The sequence below is a fragment of the Clostridium sp. RTP31139st1_H3_RTP31139_211217 genome, from assembly GCF_040227035.1.
GTDB lineage: Bacteria > Bacillota > Clostridia > Clostridiales > Clostridiaceae > Clostridium > Clostridium saudiense.
Genome location: NZ_JBCOAB010000008.1, coordinates 76,370 through 97,183, shown reverse-complemented (window position 1 = coordinate 97,183; position 20,814 = coordinate 76,370). Strand labels below are relative to the sequence as shown.

The following is a 20,814-nucleotide window of genomic DNA, read 5'->3' as shown; positions in this document are numbered from 1 at the left end:
TTAGGAGGTAAAGTAATATGAAAGTACCATATAATTGGTTAAAGGACTACGCTGAAGTTAACGTAGATCCACATACATTAGGAGATAAATTAACTCTTTCAGGCTCAGCTTTAGAAGAGGTTATAATACAAGGGGATAACATAAAAAATGTTGTTACAGGTAAAATTACAAAAATAGAAAAGCACCCAGATGCTGATAGATTAAATATTTGTCAAGTTAATATAGGAGCAGATGAGGAAATACAAATAGTTACAGCTGCTACTAATATGAAGGAGCAAGACATAGTACCAGTTGCTCTACATAAGTCAATTTTAGCTGATGGAACTGAAATTAAAAAAGGTAAAATGAGAGGGGTAGTATCTAACGGTATGTTCTGTTCTGAAGAAGAACTTGGAATAGCTGGAGATGAACCGGTTCATGGATTAATGATTTTACCTGCTGATGCTCCATTAGGAATGGATATAAAAGAATACTTAGGGTTAAATAAGGCTATATTAGATTTTGAAATAACTTCTAATAGACCAGATTGCTTAAGTATGATTGGTATGGCAAGAGAAACTGCTGCAACTTTAAGAACATCGTATAAAATGCCAAACTTTAATTATGAAGCTAAATGTTCAGCTAATATTAATGATGAACTAAAAGTAGAAGTTAGAGATGAATTATGTAGAAGATACATGGCTAAAGGTGTAAAAAATGTTAAAGTTGAACCATCACCAGGATGGATGCAAGAAAGACTTTTAGAAGCAGGTGTTAGACCTATAAACAATATAGTTGATATAACTAACTTTGTTATGTTAGAGCTAGGTCAACCAATGCATGCATTTGATGCAAGACAAATAGAAAGTAAAACAATAGTTGTTGAAAGAGCTTTAGACGGAGAAAAGTTTACAACATTAGATGAAATAGAAAGAGAATTAGATTCAAGTATCTTAATGATTAAAGATGGTTCTAAGTCTGTGGCTGTAGCTGGAATAATGGGTGGATTAAATTCAGAAATTCAAGATGATACTACAGAAGTAATATTTGAATCTGCAAACTTTGAAGGAACTAACATAAGAGTTAGCTCTAAAAAGTTAAATTTAAGATCAGAAAGTTCTTCAAGATTTGATAAAGATATAGATCCAAATTTAGCTAAACTTGCAATAGATAGAGCATGTGCATTAATTTGTGAATTAGGCTGTGGTGAAGTTATGGAAGGAACTATTGACGTTTATAATAATGTTAAGGAAGAAGGTTCTATAACTGTAGATTCTAATTGGATAAACAAATTCCTAGGAACAGAAATTTCTAAAGAAGAAATGAAAGAAGCTTTAGATTCTTTAGATTTAAAGACGGAATTAAATGGTGATGATTTAGTAATAACTATTCCAACATTTAGAATAGATATTGCTATAAAAGAAGACATTGCTGAAGAAGTTGCAAGAATTTATGGATATGATAAGATTCCTACAACTATATTTAAAGTTTCAACTGAAAGAGAACCAAAGCATAAAAATGAATTATTAAATGATAAGGTAATTGAAATAATGGTTGGTAGTGGTATCAATCAATCTATTAGTTATTCATTTGTATCTCCTAAGGTATTTGATAAAGTAAATATACCTGCAGATAGTGAATTAAGAAATGTAGTTAAAATCAAGAATCCATTAGGTGAAGATTATAGTGTTATGAGAACAACTACTTTACCTTCAATTATGGAATCTTTAGGAAGAAACTATTCAAGAAACAATGACTATGTAAGATTATTTGAAATTGGAAGAACTTATATTCCAAATGAAGATGAAACTAAATTACCAACTGAAAAGAATATTTTAACTATTGGTATTTATGGTAATTGTGATTATTTAGATCTTAAGGGAATAGTTGAAAATGTAGTTGATGGATTAGGAATAGCTAAGGCTAAATATGTTAGAGAAAGCGAAAACCCAAGCTATCATCCAGGTAAAACAGCTGCACTTATGGCAAGAAATAAAAAAGCAGGTGTATTTGGAGAAGTTCATCCAGATGTAATTGAAAACTATGGAATAGATGTTGATTGTTATGTTGCAGAGCTTGATTTAGATGCTTTATTTGAAGCTTCAAATATGAATAAATCATATAAGGCACTTCCAAAATTCCCAGCAGTTACAAGAGATATAGCTTTATTATGTGATGATTCTATATTAGTTGCTGAAATAGAAGAAACTATAAGAAAAGCTGGTGGAAACTTAGTAGAAAAAGTTCAATTATTCGATATCTATAAGGGAGCACAAATTCCAGAAGGTAAAAAATCAATAGCTTATGCAATTGCATATAGAGATGAAAAGAAAACTTTAGAGGATAAAGATATAGCTAAAGTTCATGATAAAATTCTTAAAGCATTAGAGCATAAATTAGGTGCTGTTTTAAGATAATTATTAAAGTATAAAAAGGAAGCTGAATTTTCAGCTTCCTTTAAATTATTATTAATGATTTTTTTAATAGATATAGAGGATAATATGAAAGTTTTGACTTTCTTAATCCAGGACAACCACAATCTTCTTCCCTATTAATATATTTCGTATTTTTAAAATTCTTATTTATAAATTCTCTGTTTATAAATGCATATATGCCTTTATAATTTATATCACAACGTTCAATGTGGATGATGGCTGTATCATTTAATATTTCACCAATTGAAAATCCAACAAGATTATTATTTACATAAACTGCAATACTTTTTAAATTTAAATAGTTTAGGTTATGAAGTAAATTAGTTATTTCTACTGTTTCACAACGTAATTCTTCACAAAGCTTATATTTGTTTTCATGCCACTTTTCTATTAAAGCTAAACAATCTTGAATGATTTTTTCATCATCTATCGATTTTATAATATAATTATAAGATTTTATAAATGAATTATAGTGATTTTTCTTTTGATGATACTTTTTCCCAGACAAATTTAACAATTCATCAGTTGAATATACATATTCAAAGTTGTCTCTGTTTTGGATTGTTTTGAAAGGAAAACTTGTATATTTTTTTAGGACATTAATAAAATTATCTTCAATATCCCCAAATAGATAAATAGTGTCGGTTGGGCTTAAGCTTTTTAAAGTTAATATTAAGTCTTCTAATTTATTTTTATCATAGCCAATAGGCATCATAAAAAAAGTTCCATCTTCTGTTTCCTTTTTTATTATTAAGCAATCATTTATGATAGAATATTGTGTTTTGCAAAAATCTTTCCATAAATAAAGTGTTACAAAAGAATATTCATAAGATTTATTATCTATTTTGCACAAATATTTCTCAAATAAATCTTTATCTTCTAAATTTATGCTTTTAAAGTTTTTCAATTTACCATCTCCTCTTAATAAGGAAGAAAATAGTATATATATTATTTTATTTTTGTAATTAAAAGATGTGTATGTTAATACTTGATTAACAAAATTTTAGGAATTTAATTTGGCTATAAGAATATAATTCAATGAATAATAAATTTATATAAAGGGTTAGGTAGAAGATGAAGTTACAAAATTTGATTTTAAACTTGTCAAAAGATGATATATTAAAGTTAATATCACTTCAAGATAAAACTATAGTTAAATCATTAGAATTAGGTGATCAAATAAAGATAAGTGGAATTTATAAGTTAATGGGATTAAATGTTGATTTCAATGGAATTATGAGTATTAGCAGTTTTAAAAATAATGTCATATATATTACCATTAATGAATTTAAAATTTCTAATAAAACATCAAGTAATCCATTAGTTAAAGGTTCGATTGCATTACTAACAAAATCTATAAATGATATTGAAGGAATGACTTTAAAAAATAAAGTGCTTACAATTGATATAGAAAAAATAGTACAAGCTTATTGTACAGATACTTATGGAATAAAACTTGATAAATTAGATATAAATACTTTAAATACTAAAAATGGATCATTAGAGTTTGGAATAAATGTTTTAGATTTAAATTTAAAGAATTTGAGCGTACCTAAATAATTAGTAAGATAGGATTATATTTTTTATTAGAATTACTAAATGTTAATGATAATGAGAAATATAATCTTTTTTTATTAACAATAAGGTTTATAATATCTTTATGAATAGTAAAACATATGTTATTATTACCATGTAAACAATTTAATTATAAGGTTAAGGAAAAATTTATGAGAATGAATGAATTATTGAATGAAAATCCTATTATAGCAGCAGTTAAGGATTTTGATTCACTTCAAGAGGCATTAGAATCAAATATAAATATAATATTTATATTATTTGGAGATATATTATCAGTAAGTGAAATAAGTAAAAAAATTAGAGATAAAAATAAAATTGGTATTTTACATATTGATTTAGTTGAAGGACTTTCTAGTAAGGAAGTTTCAATTAAGTTTATAAAAAATAATACTTATTTTAATGGAATAATAAGTACAAAAGCAAATGTAATTAAATCTGCAAAGCTACATGGCTTGATTGCAATTCAAAGGTTTTTTATTTTTGATACAATTTCACTTAATAATAGCAAAAGTCATATTATTTCGGAATGTGATGCTATTGAAATATTACCAGGTGTTATACCAAAGGTAATAAAGAAAATAGAAAATTGTACTAATAAACCTATTGTTGTTGGAGGGCTAATTGATAATAAAGAAGATGTTATATCAGCACTAAGTGCAGGTGCAACAAGTGTATCAAGTAGCAAGAATAGTATTTGGAAAGTTTAATTAAGTAATATAGGAGTGATTAATTATGAAGAAATATATATTGTCATTAGACCAAGGAACTACTAGTTCTAGGGCAATTATATTTGATAGGGAACAAAATATTTATGGAGTTGCACAAAAAGAATTTAATCAAATATATCCAAAAGAAGGATGGGTTGAACATAATCCTATGGAAATATGGTCATCTCAATATTGTGTTCTTCAAGAAGTTTTAGCTAAGACTAATATAGAACCTGAAGAAATAGCGGCTATAGGAATTACAAATCAAAGGGAAACAACTATTGTATGGGATAAAGTAACTGGAGAGCCAATTTATAATGCAATTGTTTGGCAATGTAGGAGAACAGCTGATATATGTGAAGAATTAAAAAAAGAAGGTTTTGATAAATATATTAAAGAAAATACAGGATTATTAATTGATGCCTATTTTTCAGGTACAAAAATAAAATGGATATTAGATAATGTTAAAGATGCAAGAAAGAAAGCTGAATCAGGGAGATTGATTTTTGGTACTGTAGATTCTTGGTTACTTTGGAAGCTTACTAATGGTAAGATTCATGCAACTGATTATACAAATGCATCAAGAACTATGTTATTTAATATTAAGACATTACAGTGGGATAAAAATATTTTAAATAAATTAAATATACCATTATCTATGATGCCAGAAGTTAAAAACTCATCAGAAATTTATGGATACGCCAACTTAGGTGGAAAAGGAAATGTTCAGGTTCCAATAGCTGGGATTGCTGGGGATCAGCAAGCAGCACTTTTTGGGCAAGCAGCATTTAATAAAGGTGATGCAAAAAACACATATGGAACTGGTTGTTTCTTATTAATGAATACAGGTGAGAAATTAATAGAAAGCAAGCATGGATTAATTACAACAATAGCTATAGGATTAAATGGAAAGATACAATATGCATTAGAGGGATCTGTTTTTATGGGTGGTGCAATAATTCAATGGTTAAGAGATGAAATGGAATTAATTACAGATGCAAAGGATTCAGAGTATTTTGCTCAAAAGGTCAAAGATAATGGTGGCGTTTATATTGTTCCAGCTTTTGTAGGGCTAGGTGCACCGTATTGGGATATGTATGCAAGAGGTTCTATTTTTGGATTAACTAGAGGGGCAAATAAAAATCATATTATAAGAGCAGCTTTAGAAGCAATTGCATATCAAGTTAGAGATTTATTAGATGCTATGGAAGAGGACACTGGATATAAAATAAATGTGTTAAAGGTTGATGGAGGTGCTAGTAAAAATAAATTTTTAATGCAATTTCAGTCTGATATATCAAATATTAAGGTTTGTAAGCCGATAATTACAGAAACAACAGCTTTAGGTGCAGCTTATTTAGCTGGACTTGCAGTTGGATATTTTGAAAGTACTGAGGAAATAGCACAAGGATGGTATGCTAGTGAATCGTATAATCCTAAATTAGCTGAAGAAAAAAAAGAAAAATTATATAGTGGATGGAAAAAGTCAGTCAAAAGGTCTATGAATTGGGAAGAGTAATTTGCAAAATATGGTAGTTGTGTTATAATGTATATATATTAAATATGGGTGTATGAGAAATAGAGTCAAGCACAAAAACAGAGGATTAATTTCCTTGTTTTTGGCTTGGCTTTTTTTAGTAGTGTAATAAGAATGAAATATAAAAATGAACTCATATTATAATGTATAAAAATTACTTTTCAAAGTAAAAAAATAAGAGGTGAAGTTTATGTATGATGTTGCAATAATAGGTGCAGGAGTAATTGGTGCATCTATATTTAGAGAATTAACGAAATATAATTTGAATGTCATTGTAATTGAAAAAGAAAATGATGTTTCAATGGGGACATCAAAAGCAAATTCTGCAATTGTTCATGCTGGGTATGATCCCAAAGAAGGAACATTAATGGCTAAGTATAATGTAAAAGGAAATAAAATGTTTGACAAAATTTGCAAAGAATTGCATGTGCCATTTAAGAGAAATGGTTCACTAGTATTAGCTTTTAATAATGATGATTTAATAACAATAAACACCCTCTTCAAAAATGGAGAAAAAAATGGAGTAAAGGGATTAAAAATATTAAATAAAGAAGAAACACTAAAAATGGAACCCAATATTAATAGTGAGGTTAAAGGTGCTTTGTTTGCACCAACTGGTGGAATAATAGGACCATTTGAATATACGATAGCATTAATGGAAAATGCTGTTCAAAATGGTGGTGAAGTTATCTTAAACAGTGAAGTTGTTTCAATAACTAAGAATGGAGTATTTATTATCAAAACTAAAGATAATAAGGAATATAAAAGTAAATATGTTATTAATGCTGCAGGAGTATATGCTGATAAAATTCATAATATGATTTGTAAGGAAAAATTCAAAATTAAACCAAGGAAAGGTGAATATTATGTAATGGATAAGGACGTAGGTAATTTTGTAAATCATACAGTATTTCCTTGTCCATCAAAGTTAGGAAAAGGTATTCTCATAACACCAACTGTTCATGGTAATTTGTTAATTGGACCTAATGCTAGTGATATTAATGATAAGGAATCATTAAAAACTACAAATGAAGGATTAGAAAATATAAGGGAAAGTGCAACACATACATGCTCGAAGTTAGACTTTAGAAAGTGTATAAGAACTTTTGCAGGACTTAGGGCAGTAAGTGATAAAGATGATTTCATTATAGGCGAAGATAAAGAGGTAAGAGGATTTATTGATGTTGCTGGTATAAAATCACCGGGTTTAACTTCAGCACCAGCTATTGCAGAAGATATGATTAACATATTAGCAGATGCAGGATTGAAACTTAATAAAAAAGATAATTTTAATAGAAATAGGGAAATAATAAATTTTATGGAATTATCAGTTGATAAAAAGAAAGAATTAATTCAAAAGGATAGTAGGTATGGAAGAATAATTTGTAGATGCGAAGGTATTACAGAAGGTGAAATTGTAGATGCAATTAACAGATCATTTGGAAGTATTACTTTAGATGGGGTTAAAAGAAGATGTAGACCTGGAATGGGGAGATGTCAGGGTGGTTTTTGTGGACCAAGAGTTCAAGAAATTATAGCTAAAGAGCTAAAGTTAAAAATGGAAGATATATTACTAGAAAAAGATGGTTCAACTATATTATTTGGTAGAACAAAGTAGGGGGATATATAATGTGTTATGATTTGATTGTAATAGGTGGGGGACCTGCAGGATTAGCCTCAGCTTATGAAGCTAAAAAGCAAGGAGTAGAAAAAATATTAATAATAGAAAGAGATAAAGAATTAGGTGGAATTTTAAATCAATGTATTCACAATGGCTTTGGGCTACATACATTTAAAGAAGAATTAACAGGACCTGAATATGCTGAAAGATTTATTGATATGATTAATGCTACAGATATTGAAGTAAAATTAGATACTATGGTTTTAGAAATAGATAATGAAAAAAATGTACATGTTGTAAATACTATTGATGGATATATGATACTTAAGGCTAAATCAATAATATTATCAATGGGATGTAGAGAAAGAACTAGAGGAGCAATTGCAATTCCAGGAGATAGACCATCAGGAGTACTAACAGCAGGGGCTGCTCAAAGGTATATAAACATGGAAGGATATATGCCGGGTAAAGAAGTTTTGATTTTAGGTTCAGGTGATATAGGACTTATAATGGCAAGGAGAATGACATTAGAAGGAGCAAAGGTAAAAGGGGTTATTGAATTAATGCCATATTCTAATGGATTGAATAGAAATATAGTTCAATGTTTAAATGATTATAATATACCATTATATTTGTCACATACTGTAACAGATATCATAGGAAGAGATAGATTGGAAAAAGTTATAATAGCTAAAGTTGATAAAAAAGGAAAAATTATAAAAGGGACTGAAATTGAATTTGATGTAGATACTTTATTATTATCTGTTGGATTAATTCCAGAAAACGAACTTTCTACAAAAGCTGGCATAGATAAAGATATAAGAACAAATGGTTTAATTGTAAGCGAAAGTATGGAAACTTCAATAAGGGGTGTTTTTGCATGTGGTAATGTTCTTCATGTACATGATTTAGTTGATTTTGTTACAGAAGAAGCTAAGAGAGCTGGAAGAAGTGTTGCTAAATATTTAAGAAATGAATTAGATTATTCTAATTATTTGCATGTTAAAAATGGAAAAAGTATAAAATATGTCATTCCTCAAAAGATAAATATTCAAGCAATAGAAGATAATCTTACAATGTTAATGAGAGTAGATAATATTTATCATAATAAAAAGATAGTTGTAAAATGTGATGAAACTGTAATTGCACAATTTAATAGAAAACATTTAGCACCTTCAGAAATGGAAAAAGTAATTATAAGTAAATCAATTATAGAAAAAGTAAAAGGAGATTTAGTAGTTTCTTTAGAGGATGGTGAATAAAATGAATAAAGAATTAATATGTATATGTTGTCCTATGGGATGTCATTTAAGTGTTGATATTGAAAATAAAAAAGTCAATGGAAATACTTGCAAAAGGGGAGAAGTATATGGATTAAATGAGGTTATTAATCCAGTCAGAGTTATTACTTCTACAGTAAAAATTAAAGGAGCAGCTTTTACAGTATTACCAGTAAAAACTAAGAGTGGAATACCAAAGAAATTAAACTTTGAAGTTATGAAGGTAATTAATAGCATTACTGTTAAGGCTCCCATTAAGTGTGGAGATATTATTATAAAAAATATACTAAATACCGGAATTGATTTAGTTGCAACAAGGAGTATGGAAAAAGTAAATAGTTAAATGTAGAATTCACAAATAGAAATAAGAGTTTTTATTTGTGAATTTTTATTAAGTTAGTTAGTAATTATTATATGTTAAATATGTCTAATATAATATATAATAATTATTATGTTGGATAGATGAGGAGAGAATTTTATGCCAAAGTTAATTAAGATACAAAATCCAAAGTTCATAGATGAAGTAGAGGAAATTATAGATTTAAGAGAAGAGTTTATTTATAATGAAAAAATTCAAAATAAGCTTATAGAAAATACTGATATTGAAAGTAAAAATGATGTAGGAATAACTGTAGATAGTTGTATTTTTAATAACATTACTTTTATAGATTGCAGTTTTGAAAGAGTTGATATAATAGATACAGTATTTAAAAATTGTGACTTATCTAATGTTTCATTTGTTGGAGGAAGTATACATAGAACACAGTTCATAAATTGTAAGCTTGTTGGAGCTAGATTTGATGAATGTAATTTAAAAAATGTTTTATTTGAAAATATCTTAGGAAAATACTCTAACTTTTCGTTTAGTAAAATAAATAATGTCAACTTTATAGAAAGTAATATGACAGAAGCTGTATTACAAGATGTTAAATTTGATAAAACAGTATTTGAAAACTGTGATTTAACTAATGGATTTTTTAATAATACATTTTTAGGAAAAATGGACTTAACTACATGTGAGATTTCAGGAATTGATGTAAATATACCTAATGTATATGGAGCAACTGTTACAACAATGCAAGCTTTAGACTTAAGCAGATTATTGGGATTAAATATAAAATAGATTTTAATGTGAATTATATTAAAATACTTTAAAGTAGCTAGTTTAAATTTAAAGCTTTAATTTAATTAAGTTAACTTAGGAAAATTCCTTTTATACGCACTAATTAAAGCTAAGTAAGATACTTCATTATTGAGTTTATGAGATTATTTTTTTAGTATAGTTTATTTTTATAATAATTATTGGAGTAAATGGAGAAAATACAACATATATAGATATGAAGTGGATGTGAAATATATGAAATTTTTAAAATTTATGCTGATATTTATTCCAATTAGCATTATAGGTAAGTTTATGCACTTTTCATCAGCAGTGATGTTTATCTTAGCAGCTCTTTCTATTATTCCTCTAGCTGGATTAATGGGAGAAGGAACAGAGGAAATTTCTTTTTACTCTGGCCCTAAAATAGGAGGATTTTTAAATGCTACCTTTGGTAATGCTACAGAATTAATAATTTCTTTTTTTGCTCTAAAGCAGGGATTATTTGAAGTCGTGAAGTCTTCAATATCTGGATCAATTATAGGAAATATCCTATTAGTATTAGGAGCAAGTATGTTATGTGGAGGAATAAAACATAAAACTCAAAAGTTTAATAAAAATGTAGTTGATGTTACTTCTAGCATGCTTTTGTTTGCAGTTATTGGACTATGTATACCTGCTGTATTTACACATACTTTTTCTAATGATTTATTAAATACAAAGTATGAAGGATTAAGTTTAGCAGTTTCTATTATAATGTTTATATTATATATTTTTAGCTTAATTTTTTCCTTTTTTACTCATAAAGAACTTTATGCAGTTAAATACGAAAATGAAGATGAAAAGGCAAAATGGTCTTTAACAAAAGCAATTGTAATTTTAGTAGTATCAACTATATTTATTGCTATAGAAAGTGAATTTTTAGTAGATGGAGTAGAAGGAATCACAACAAAGCTTGGTTTAAGTGAAACTTTTGTTGGAATAATTTTAATACCAATTATAGGTAATGCAGCTGAGCATACTACAGCAATTTCTATGGCACTAAAAAATAAAATGGATGTGGCAATAGAAATAGCAATAGGTTCAAGTTTGCAAATAATATTATTTGTTGCTCCTATTCTTGTATTTTTAAGTTTATTATTTACACCTATGACTATAATATTTAATCAATTTGAATTAATAGCATTAATTGTAACGGTATTAATAGCTAATAAAGTTGCTGGAGATGGAGAGTCAAATTGGCTAGAAGGAGCTCAATTAGTTGCAGTATACTTAATTATAGCAGCAGGGTTCTTTATATTATAATGTGTATACTGCAATTAAAAATGAAATTATAAAAAAATATTAAACTAAAAATGGAAATGAGCACTTAAATTTCATAGGATTATATATTTAAATGTGAAGAAAATAATATTGTAGTATTTATTAATATTACAAATCATATTTTTATATTGGAGGATAAAACTATGAGTGAAAATCATGATTGCTGTTGTAGTAGTCAACAAGAAAAAGAAAAAAAGGCAAATAACTGTGGATGTAAGCATAGAAAAAGTAATAAGGCTCAAAATATAAAAGAAAATTATTAAAATAAAAAATAGCTAGTATATTTAAAATATATACTGGCTATTTTTCTTTATATAAGTATAAATAGTACTGGTAAAATACTATTATATGAATTAAAATAACTATATATTATACATAATAAGGTGAGATGTAAATGGAAGAATTAAAGAAAACATTAGATGAAGTATTTGAAAAAGAAGTTATAAAAATAGTAATAAGTAATAAAGTGAAAAAGGATGAAAAATATAACAAAGTTAATATAAGTTTAAAAGAGAATAATAAGAATAAATTTTATCAAATAGAGAAATTTACGGATAAACAAGTATTTCATGAAAATATAAAAATTGATGAAATAAATGAAAAAGTATATGAAATAATAGACGGTAAATATAAACAAATGACAGCTTGGTCTAGCAGTGAAACTTTCGATTTAAAGATATCTAAAAAGGGAAAGATATTTTTAGGTAAAAAGAAAAATGATAATTCTAAAATTATTACAAAAGGACATAACAAGGAAAAGAATTATATATTAAAAGAAGGTATGATTATTGAACCACTTATAGATTTAGGGGTATTTACTAAAGAAGGTAAAGTAGTTAATTCTAAGTATGATAAATATAAACAAATTAATAGATTTATTGAAATAATTGATGATGAAATTAAAAAAAATGATTATAAAGAATTAACAATTTTAGATTTTGGATGTGGTAAATCTTATTTAACTTTTGTATTGTATTATTATTTTGTGAAAATTAAAAATATAAATGTTAAGATGATTGGATTAGATTTAAAAGAAGATGTAATTAAAAAATGCAATGAAATAGCTAAGAGATATAATTATGATAACTTACATTTTGAATTAGGAGATATTAACGGATTTAAATATAATAATAAGGTTGATATGGTTATTACTTTACATGCTTGTGATACTGCAACTGATTATGCGTTGTATAATGCAATAAAATGGAATAGTAAAATGATATTTTCAGTTCCATGCTGTCAGCATGAGTTTAATGCACAAATGAAAGCAGAGGAACTTTCAATATTAACTAAATATGGAATAGTTCAAGAAAGAGTTGCCGCATTAATGACAGATAGCGTAAGAGCGAATTTATTAGAGTGCGCCGGGTATAAAACACAGCTTTTAGAATTTATTGATATTGCACATTCTCCTAAAAATATATTAATAAGAGCATCTAAAGCTAATATATCTAAAGAGAAAAAAGAAAAATCATTAGTTGAAGTTCAAAACTTAATGAATACATTTAGTTTTGAACCAACATTATATAATTTATTAAGTAATGATAATTTAATTTAGTTTTTTATGAAAGCAGTAAATGTAGTATAAATTTACTGCTTTTTTCATATTCAAATTACTAAGGTAAGATTGATAAATAGTTTAGGGGGATAGTATGAAAAGTAATAAGAAAAGGGTATTTCATATTATTTATGGGAGAACTTTTATTATAATATTTTTACTTGCGATACAGATTTATATATTAATTAGTGCATTTAATTGGCTAAGCAAAGGATATGCATATATATACAATTTTCAATATTATCACTACTATATTAGTAATTTATATTATGAACAAAAAAGGTAATCCTTATTTTAAACTGGCGTGGATGATACCGATATTAGTTTTTCCTATATTCGGAGCTTTGTTTTATATGTTTGTTGAATTTCAAATAGGTGGTAAATTAATAAATAATAGATTATCGGAGGTTATTGATGAAACACAAAAATTTTTATCACAAGATGAAAATGTTATTAATGAGTTAAAAAGAGAAGATATGCAAGTAGCTAATTTAGCAAGATATATGATTAGTATAGGGAAATATCCTATTTATAATAATACAGTAGTGAAATATTTTCCATTAGGTGAAGATAAATTTAAGGATATGATTATTGAGTTAGAAAAGGCTAAAAAATTTATTTTTATGGAATATTTTATAATTGAAAAAGGGTTTATGTGGAATTCTATATTAGAAATATTAGAGAGAAAGGTTAAAGAAGGTGTAGAGGTAAGGGTAATGTATGATGGTATGTGCTCATTATCCTTATTGCCGTATAATTATCCAAAAAAACTAATCGATAAAGGAATCAAATGCAAGATGTTTTCTCCAGTTAAGCCAGCATTATCTACATCTCAAAATAACAGAGATCATAGAAAAATTCTTGTTATTGATGGGAAGGTTGCTTTTAATGGGGGAATTAATATTGGAGACGAATATATAAATAGATATGAAAGGTTTGGGCATTGGAAAGATGTTGCAGTTAAACTTTCAGGTAATGCAGTAAAAAGTTTCACGTTAATGTTTTTACAAATGTGGGATATTGATGAAAAGAGTCATGATGACTTTTATAAATATATATATGTTGATAATGAAAGTGAAAAAAATAAAGCTGATGGATATATAATGCCTTATGGGGATAGTCCTTTAGATAGTGAAAATGCTGGGGAAAGTGTATATTTAGATATATTAAATACAGCGAAAAAATATGTTCATATAATGGCACCTTATTTAATTATAGATAATGAGATGATGACTGCATTAACATATGCTGCAAAAAGAGGAATTGATATAAAAATTATATTACCTAGTAAACCAGATAAACTATCAGCATTTATGTTGGCTAAAACCTATTATAGTGAATTATTACAGGCTGGGGTAAGGATATATGAATATACTCCTGGATTTGTTCACGCAAAATTATTTTCTAGTGATGATGAAAAAGTTGTTGTAGGAACTATAAACTTAGACTTTAGAAGTTTATATCTTCATTTTGAATGTGCTACTTTTATTTATAAGAATAAAGTAATTAAAAGTATAGAAGAATATTTTATAAAAACTTTAAATAAATGTAAAGAAATAACTATAAAAGAATATAAAGATATTAATGTGATTTTTAAAATTTGTGGAAGAGTTTTAAAACTGATAGCTCCGCTAATGTAAGTATAAAGAAATCATGATACGAGAATACCTCTTCATCATGATTTTTTTTATTTAGTAATATTTGTTTTAAATTACTAAGTAATTACATAATAATAGAATGTACAAGCAATAATATAGGAGAATGTGAGAGCAAATGCAAGATGAAAAGGTTAAGGGGAAAGTTTATTTAGTGTCATTAATTATAGTAATGATTTTAGGTATCTATGTGTTAATGTCAATTTATTTTGATAAACATTATTATTTTGGAACTTATATAAATGGAATTAATGTTTCATGCAAGACTGTTGATGAGGCAAATGATTTATTATTAAAAGAATCTTATAATTATGTTATTAAATTAGAAGAAAGAGATAATATCACGGAATCAATAGAAGGGAGTAATATAAATTTTAAATATGAAGGAAGTAATGAAGCACAGGAGATAAAAGACAGGCAAAATCCAGCACTTTGGTTAATAAATATTTTTTCAAATAATAAATATATAATTAATGAGGTTTATTCTTTTGATAGAGAATTATTATTAGAAGAATTAGAAAAGTTAGGATGTTTTAATAATGAAAATATTATTGAACCATTAGATGCATGTTTCAAATATGAAAATGGAGAATATAAAATTATTAAAGAGGTATATGGTAATAAGGTAAATAAGGAATTGCTTTATGCTTATGTATTAAACTCCATAATATTAGGTGAAAGAAGTATTAATTTAGATGAAATAAATGCATATGAAAATCCTAAGTTTACGTCTACGAGTGAAAAAGTAATCCAAGCTCAAAATGAATTAAATAAATATGTAAATTCAAAAATATACTATATCTTTGATAATGAAATAGAGATTTTAGATGGAAGTATTATTAATACTTGGTTGGATGTAGATTCATCAATGAATATATCTGTTAACGAGGAAGCAGTTAAGGAATATTTAAATGAATTGAGTAAAAAATATGATACATATGGTAAAACACGTAGTTTTAAATCTAGTACTGGAAAAACCATAAATGTAGTAGGTGGTAATTATGGATGGAAGATTAATAAATCAAAAGAAAAAGAGGCTTTAATTGAAAATATAAAAAATGGAGAAGAAATAAAGAAAGAACCTATTTACACACAAACTGCCCTTGGAACAAGGGATGATGATATTGGAAACACTTATGTTGAAATAAATTTAACTACACAAAGTTTATGGTTCTATAAAGATGGCAAGTTAATAGTTCAGGGGGATGTTGTAACTGGTAATGTAAGTAGAGGTAATGGAACACCACAGGGAACTTATATTTTAAATTATAAACAAAAAAATGCAACATTAAAAGGAAGCAATTATAGTTCAGATGTTAAGTACTGGATGCCTTTTAATTGTAATATTGGCATACATGATGCCAGTTGGAGAAGTGATTTTGGTGGAGAAATATATAAAACTTCCGGTAGCCATGGTTGCGTTAATGCTCCTGAATATTTGGCAAAAAAGATTTATGAGAATATTGAAGCTGGTACTCCTATAATTTGCTATAAGGAAGAGTAGTTAGATTTTTATATTATTACTCTTCCTTACCTCTATTTTGATTAATTTAGATATCTATATAATATATTAAGGTAACAAATTTTTGTAATAATATATTATTTACATAATATATTATTACAAAGAGGTGTTTATAATGAATGAAAGAATCGAAACTATTATATTAAGACTTTCTAAGGAAAATGAAAAATTATTAAGGGATAAGGCTATAAAAGATAATATTACTATAGAAGAATATATAAAGAAAATATGTATATATGATCCCTGGTTAGAAAATTATGAGGAGTGAGTAAAAAGTGGATTTTTTTTATGGTAGTATGTTACATAAGTTATTTATTGTATTATATAGCACTTTAATTATATATGGTTTTTATTTGGTTTTAAAAGAAAAAAGTGATATGGAAAAGAGGATAAAAGAAAAAATTAATAAGCAATATAAAACTGAAATTATAGTAGAAGTTGATGAAGAGGAAAAATACATGTTAAAGAATTTAGCTTCTGATTATGGGTATTCTAATATAGAGGAATTTATGGTATCAATTTTAAATAAGGAAATTGATAGAGAAAATTATGATGAAGATGATAATAAATTATAAATGTAATATTATATAATAATTATTATTAGTTGATACTAGAGTAATAATATAGTATATTTATATTAATAATAATTATACTATTGGAGGATTAGAGATGTTAAACATAGGATGCCACTTATCTACAACAAAGGGATTTAAAAATATGGGAAAAGAAGCTTTATCAATAGGAGCTAACACTTTTCAATTCTTTACGCGTAATCCTAGGGGTGGAAAAGCTAAAGATATAGATGAAAAAGATATTAATGGACTTTTAGAAATTATGAAAGAAAATAATTTTGCTAAAATTTTAGCTCATGCACCATATACATTAAATGGTTGTTCTGCTGATGAAAATACTAGAAAATTTGCAACTGAAATGATGGCAGATGATTTAGTAAGAATGGAGTATTTACCACATAATTTATATAACTTCCATCCAGGAAGCCACGTGAAACAAGGAGTGGATACTGGAATAGATTATATAGTTCAAATGCTAAATACAGTACTTAAGCCAGAACAAACAACTACAGTATTATTAGAAACAATGGCTGGTAAAGGTACTGAGATAGGTAGAAGTTTTGAAGAAATTGCTCAAATAATAGAAAGAGTTGAATTAAAGGATCATTTAGGAGTATGTTTAGATACTTGTCATGTTTATGATGCTGGCTATGATATCGTAAATGACTTAGATAATGTTTTAGAAGAGTTTGATAGAATTATTGGTCTTGATAGACTTAAAGCAATACATTTAAATGATAGTAAAAATCCATTTAACAGTCATAAGGATAGGCATGAAAAAATAGGGGAAGGAAGCTTAGGGCTTGAAGGAATAAGTAGAATAATAAATCATCCAAAACTTAAGCATTTACCATTTTTCTTAGAAACACCTAATGAGCTTGATGGATATAAAAATGAAATAGAAGTTTTAAGAAAAGAATATATAGAAGATTAATTTTAATAAGGTATTTCTGAATTTGAAAGTTTAGAAATACCTTATTTTTTATGTTTATAAATAAAGTGTAATTAAAAATAATATATATGTATAAAAGGTCAATAATAATATTGAGGTGATTTTTTATGAATGAAAATAATGTAAAAGAAAGTAAAGCAATAAAAGTACTATTTCAAAAATTATTAAACGAAAATTATGAACAAAAAGAATATAGAGAAGTTTATACAATAGATATATTGCCAAGGACAGTTAATAATTTAAATAAATATACTGATTTTGAGAAAAGTATACTGAATAATAATAGCTATAATATATTAAATAAATTTGTTTTAGCATTAAGTAAATTATATCTATATGATAATAAAATATTTAAGTTATCCCATGATGAGGAAGAAAGTTTATCCTTTGAAGAATATCACAATGATATCAATAGATTTATTGATGATTGTATGTATAATTTATCAATTCCTACTAAAAGAATGGATTTAATATTTAATGAATTAAAAATAGGCCTTGAAATAAGTGATTGGACTATTAAAATAATGGATTTTGGTTGTACTGAATTAAGATTTGTTATGGATATTTTTAAATCAGAAGGATTATTTATAAGAAGACCTTATTTTTAATTTTTGAATATAAGGATTTTTACTAATATTTGATTTATATAATATGAACATATTATATAAATCAAATAATTAAAAAATTTAAGTGAGGTGAAAGAATGTCATATAAGATACTAGGGAAAAGTGTAAATAGAGTTGATGCAATTGCCAAAGTAACAGGAAAAGCAAAATATGCTGAGGATTATTTTGAAAGAGAAATGTTAGTAGGAAAGGTGCTTAGAAGTACTTATGCACATGCTAAGATAAAAAATATATTTATAGATGATGCTTTAAGTTTAGATGGAGTTGAAGCTGTAATAACATATAAGGATTTACCTAACATAAGATTTGCAACTGCAGGTCATCCTTATTCTTTAGATAAAAATCATAGAGATGTTGAAGATAGATTGATGTTAACTAATAAAGCAAGATATGTAGGGGATGCAATTGCAGCTGTAATTGCAAAAGATGAGATAATTGCACAAAAAGCATTAAAGCTTATAAAGGTTGATTATGATATTTTAGATGCTGTATTTAATACAGAAGATGCAATAGCTGAAGGAGCCCCTATTATTCATGAAGATAAACCAAATAATATTATAGCCTCTTCTAAGATAGAAATTGGAGATATAAATGAAGAATTTAAAAATGCTGACTACGTATTTGAAGGTGAATATGAAACTAGTATTGTTCAACATTGCCAATTAGAATGTCAAAATGCATATGCATATGTTGATGAGAATAATAGGATTGTAATAGTAACATCAACTCAAATACCTCATATAGTAAGAAGAATTATAGGACAAGCATTAAATATACCAATAGGAAGAATTAGGGTAATAAAACCTTTCGTTGGTGGAGGATTTGGTAATAAGCAAGATGTTATAATTGAACCACTAACAGCAGCAATGACTTTAGCTGTTAATGGTAGACCTGTAAGACTTTCATTAGATAGGGAAGAAGTTTTTGCATCTACAAGAACAAGACATGCCATGAAGTATAAAATAAGAACTGCTATATCTAAGGACGGAAAATTATTAGCCATTTCTATGAATAATCAGGTAAATAATGGGGCATATGCATCTCATGGGCATTCTATTGCAATGAGTGCAGCAAGTAAATTTAGACCATTATACTCTTTTAAAGCTATTGAAGTGAAACCTACTACAGTATATACCAATTTACCTACAGCAGGAGCAATGAGGGGATATGGTATTCCACAAGTTTGCTTTGCTTTAGAAAGCCATCTAGATGATATTGCAATTAAATTAAATATGGATCCAATAAAGTTTAGAGAAAATAATTTTATAAGTTTAGGATATGAGGATCCATTAAGTGGAATAAAGGTGAGATCATTTGGAGTTAAAGAGTGTATAAAAAAAGGGAAAGACTTAATTAGATGGGATGAAAAAAAGAAAAGGTATAAAAATATTACTGGAAACAAAAGAAGAGGGGTAGGAATGGCATGCTTTAGCTATTTTTCAGGAACGTATCCTGTATCATTAGAAATAGCAGGAGCAAGAATTGTAATGAATCAGGATGGTTCAGTTCAACTGCAAGTTGGTGCAACTGAAATTGGACAAGGAAGTGATACAATTTTTAGTGAGATGGTAGCTGAAGTACTTGGAATAGATATTGAAAAGGTTAATGTTATTTCTATTCAAGATACGGATATTACTCCATTTGATACAGGAGCATATGCATCAAGACAAAGTTTTGTTACAGGGGCAGCTGTAAAAAAGGCTGCAAAAGAAGTTAAAAATAAAGTGCTTGAAATTGCAAGTAGGAAATGTGGATTAAATATAGATGAATTAGACATAAGAGAGGGAATAATAATAGAAAAAAAAATGGGTGATGAAATTTGTTCATTAAGCGATATAGCATTAGAGTCATATTATGATAGAGAATTTGCAAATCCAATTACTACTGATATATCTGAAAATGTAAAAATTAATGCCGTAGCATATGGTGTTACCTTTGCAGAAGTTGAAGTTGATATTGAAACTGGAAAGATAAAGGTACTAGAAATTTATAATGTTCATGATTCAGGAAAAATATTAAATAGGAAAATAGCAGAGGGACAAGTTGAAGGTGGAGTAAGTATGGGGCTTGGTTATGCTTTAAGTGAACAAATGCTATTTAATGAAAAAACAGGACAACCATTAAATAATAATTTATTGGATTATAAACTTCAAACAATTTTAGATACACCTAAAATAGGAGTTGATTTTGTTGAAACTATTGATCCTGCAGGAAGTTTTGGTCAAAAGTCATTAGGAGAAAATCCTACAATTTCACCAGCTCCAGCTATAAGAAATGCAGTTTTAGATGCAACTGGAGTAGCTTTTAATAAAATACCTATGAATCCTCAAAGTGTATTTGAAAAATTTAAAGAAGGTGGATTAATATAGG

Annotated in this window: 18 protein-coding genes; 17 read left to right on the top strand and 1 reads right to left on the bottom strand. The window is 26.9% G+C overall.

Going from position 1 to position 20,814, the window contains the following annotated elements; translation table 11 throughout:
• The first annotated feature begins 17 nt into the window (after window positions 1-17).
• Window positions 18-2,396 carry a phenylalanine--tRNA ligase subunit beta gene (pheT, locus tag ABUA17_RS05570; RefSeq protein WP_042401314.1) on the top strand — a complete coding sequence of 793 codons (2,379 nt, stop codon included), beginning with the start codon at window positions 18-20 and terminating at the stop codon, window positions 2,394-2,396.
• Window positions 2,397-2,436: 40 nt separating this feature from the next.
• On the opposite strand, the gene ABUA17_RS05565 is transcribed toward pheT, so the two are convergent.
• Window positions 2,437-3,321, bottom strand: coding sequence for a DUF2156 domain-containing protein (locus ABUA17_RS05565; protein WP_349817869.1), 885 nt, complete (start codon window positions 3,319-3,321; stop codon window positions 2,437-2,439).
• A gap of 167 nt (window positions 3,322-3,488) precedes the next feature.
• Here ABUA17_RS05565 and ABUA17_RS05560 point away from each other — a divergent pair, with 167 nt between their 5' ends.
• The 16 genes from ABUA17_RS05560 (at window position 3,489) to xdhA (ending at window position 20,813) form a co-directional block, all read left to right on the top strand.
• A complete protein-coding gene (locus ABUA17_RS05560; protein ID WP_042401318.1) occupies window positions 3,489-3,974 on the top strand; it encodes a hypothetical protein in 486 nt (161 codons plus the stop codon).
• A gap of 167 nt (window positions 3,975-4,141) precedes the next feature.
• Complete coding sequence (locus tag ABUA17_RS05555; RefSeq protein WP_042401321.1) at window positions 4,142-4,699, top strand: glycerol-3-phosphate responsive antiterminator; 558 nt, start codon at window positions 4,142-4,144, stop codon at window positions 4,697-4,699.
• Window positions 4,700-4,724: 25 nt separating this feature from the next.
• Entirely contained in the window at window positions 4,725-6,218 is a 1,494-nt protein-coding gene (glpK, locus tag ABUA17_RS05550) for a glycerol kinase GlpK (protein WP_042401323.1), read from the top strand.
• Between the two features lie 208 nt (window positions 6,219-6,426).
• Window positions 6,427-7,854, top strand: a complete 1,428-nt coding sequence (locus ABUA17_RS05545) for an NAD(P)/FAD-dependent oxidoreductase (RefSeq protein WP_349817868.1) — start codon at window positions 6,427-6,429, stop codon at window positions 7,852-7,854.
• Window positions 7,855-7,865: 11 nt separating this feature from the next.
• A complete protein-coding gene (locus ABUA17_RS05540; protein WP_055290682.1) occupies window positions 7,866-9,119 on the top strand; it encodes an NAD(P)/FAD-dependent oxidoreductase in 1,254 nt (417 codons plus the stop codon).
• Between the two features lies 1 nt (window position 9,120).
• On the top strand, window positions 9,121-9,480 hold the full coding sequence (locus ABUA17_RS05535; protein WP_042401334.1) for a DUF1667 domain-containing protein: 360 nt from the start codon (window positions 9,121-9,123) through the stop codon (window positions 9,478-9,480).
• A gap of 135 nt (window positions 9,481-9,615) precedes the next feature.
• Entirely contained in the window at window positions 9,616-10,260 is a 645-nt protein-coding gene (locus ABUA17_RS05530; RefSeq protein WP_042401338.1) for a pentapeptide repeat-containing protein, read from the top strand.
• 234 nt (window positions 10,261-10,494) lie between these two features.
• Window positions 10,495-11,541 (top strand): calcium/proton exchanger, encoded by a 1,047-nt coding sequence (gene cax / locus ABUA17_RS05525; RefSeq protein WP_042401340.1) that lies wholly within the window; start codon window positions 10,495-10,497, stop codon window positions 11,539-11,541.
• Between the two features lie 412 nt (window positions 11,542-11,953).
• Window positions 11,954-13,117 carry a class I SAM-dependent methyltransferase gene (locus tag ABUA17_RS05520; RefSeq protein ID WP_055277533.1) on the top strand — a complete coding sequence of 388 codons (1,164 nt, stop codon included), beginning with the start codon at window positions 11,954-11,956 and terminating at the stop codon, window positions 13,115-13,117.
• A 215-nt stretch (window positions 13,118-13,332) separates the two neighbouring features.
• A complete protein-coding gene (gene cls, locus ABUA17_RS05515) occupies window positions 13,333-14,757 on the top strand; it encodes a cardiolipin synthase (RefSeq protein WP_316320707.1) in 1,425 nt (474 codons plus the stop codon).
• Between the two features lie 133 nt (window positions 14,758-14,890).
• Complete coding sequence (locus ABUA17_RS05510; RefSeq protein WP_042398617.1) at window positions 14,891-16,276, top strand: L,D-transpeptidase family protein; 1,386 nt, start codon at window positions 14,891-14,893, stop codon at window positions 16,274-16,276.
• Window positions 16,277-16,409: 133 nt separating this feature from the next.
• Window positions 16,410-16,562: a hypothetical protein gene (locus ABUA17_RS05505; protein WP_156327482.1), complete on the top strand. Its 153-nt coding sequence runs from the start codon at window positions 16,410-16,412 to the stop codon at window positions 16,560-16,562.
• A 7-nt stretch (window positions 16,563-16,569) separates the two neighbouring features.
• On the top strand, window positions 16,570-16,869 hold the full coding sequence (locus tag ABUA17_RS05500) for a hypothetical protein (RefSeq protein ID WP_042398620.1): 300 nt from the start codon (window positions 16,570-16,572) through the stop codon (window positions 16,867-16,869).
• A gap of 94 nt (window positions 16,870-16,963) precedes the next feature.
• On the top strand, window positions 16,964-17,800 hold the full coding sequence (locus tag ABUA17_RS05495; RefSeq protein ID WP_055277673.1) for a deoxyribonuclease IV: 837 nt from the start codon (window positions 16,964-16,966) through the stop codon (window positions 17,798-17,800).
• Between the two features lie 125 nt (window positions 17,801-17,925).
• Window positions 17,926-18,426, top strand: coding sequence for a hypothetical protein (locus tag ABUA17_RS05490; protein WP_042398624.1), 501 nt, complete (start codon window positions 17,926-17,928; stop codon window positions 18,424-18,426).
• A 95-nt stretch (window positions 18,427-18,521) separates the two neighbouring features.
• Window positions 18,522-20,813 (top strand): xanthine dehydrogenase molybdenum-binding subunit XdhA, encoded by a 2,292-nt coding sequence (xdhA, locus tag ABUA17_RS05485; protein WP_195951308.1) that lies wholly within the window; start codon window positions 18,522-18,524, stop codon window positions 20,811-20,813.
• Window position 20,814 lies beyond the last annotated feature (1 nt).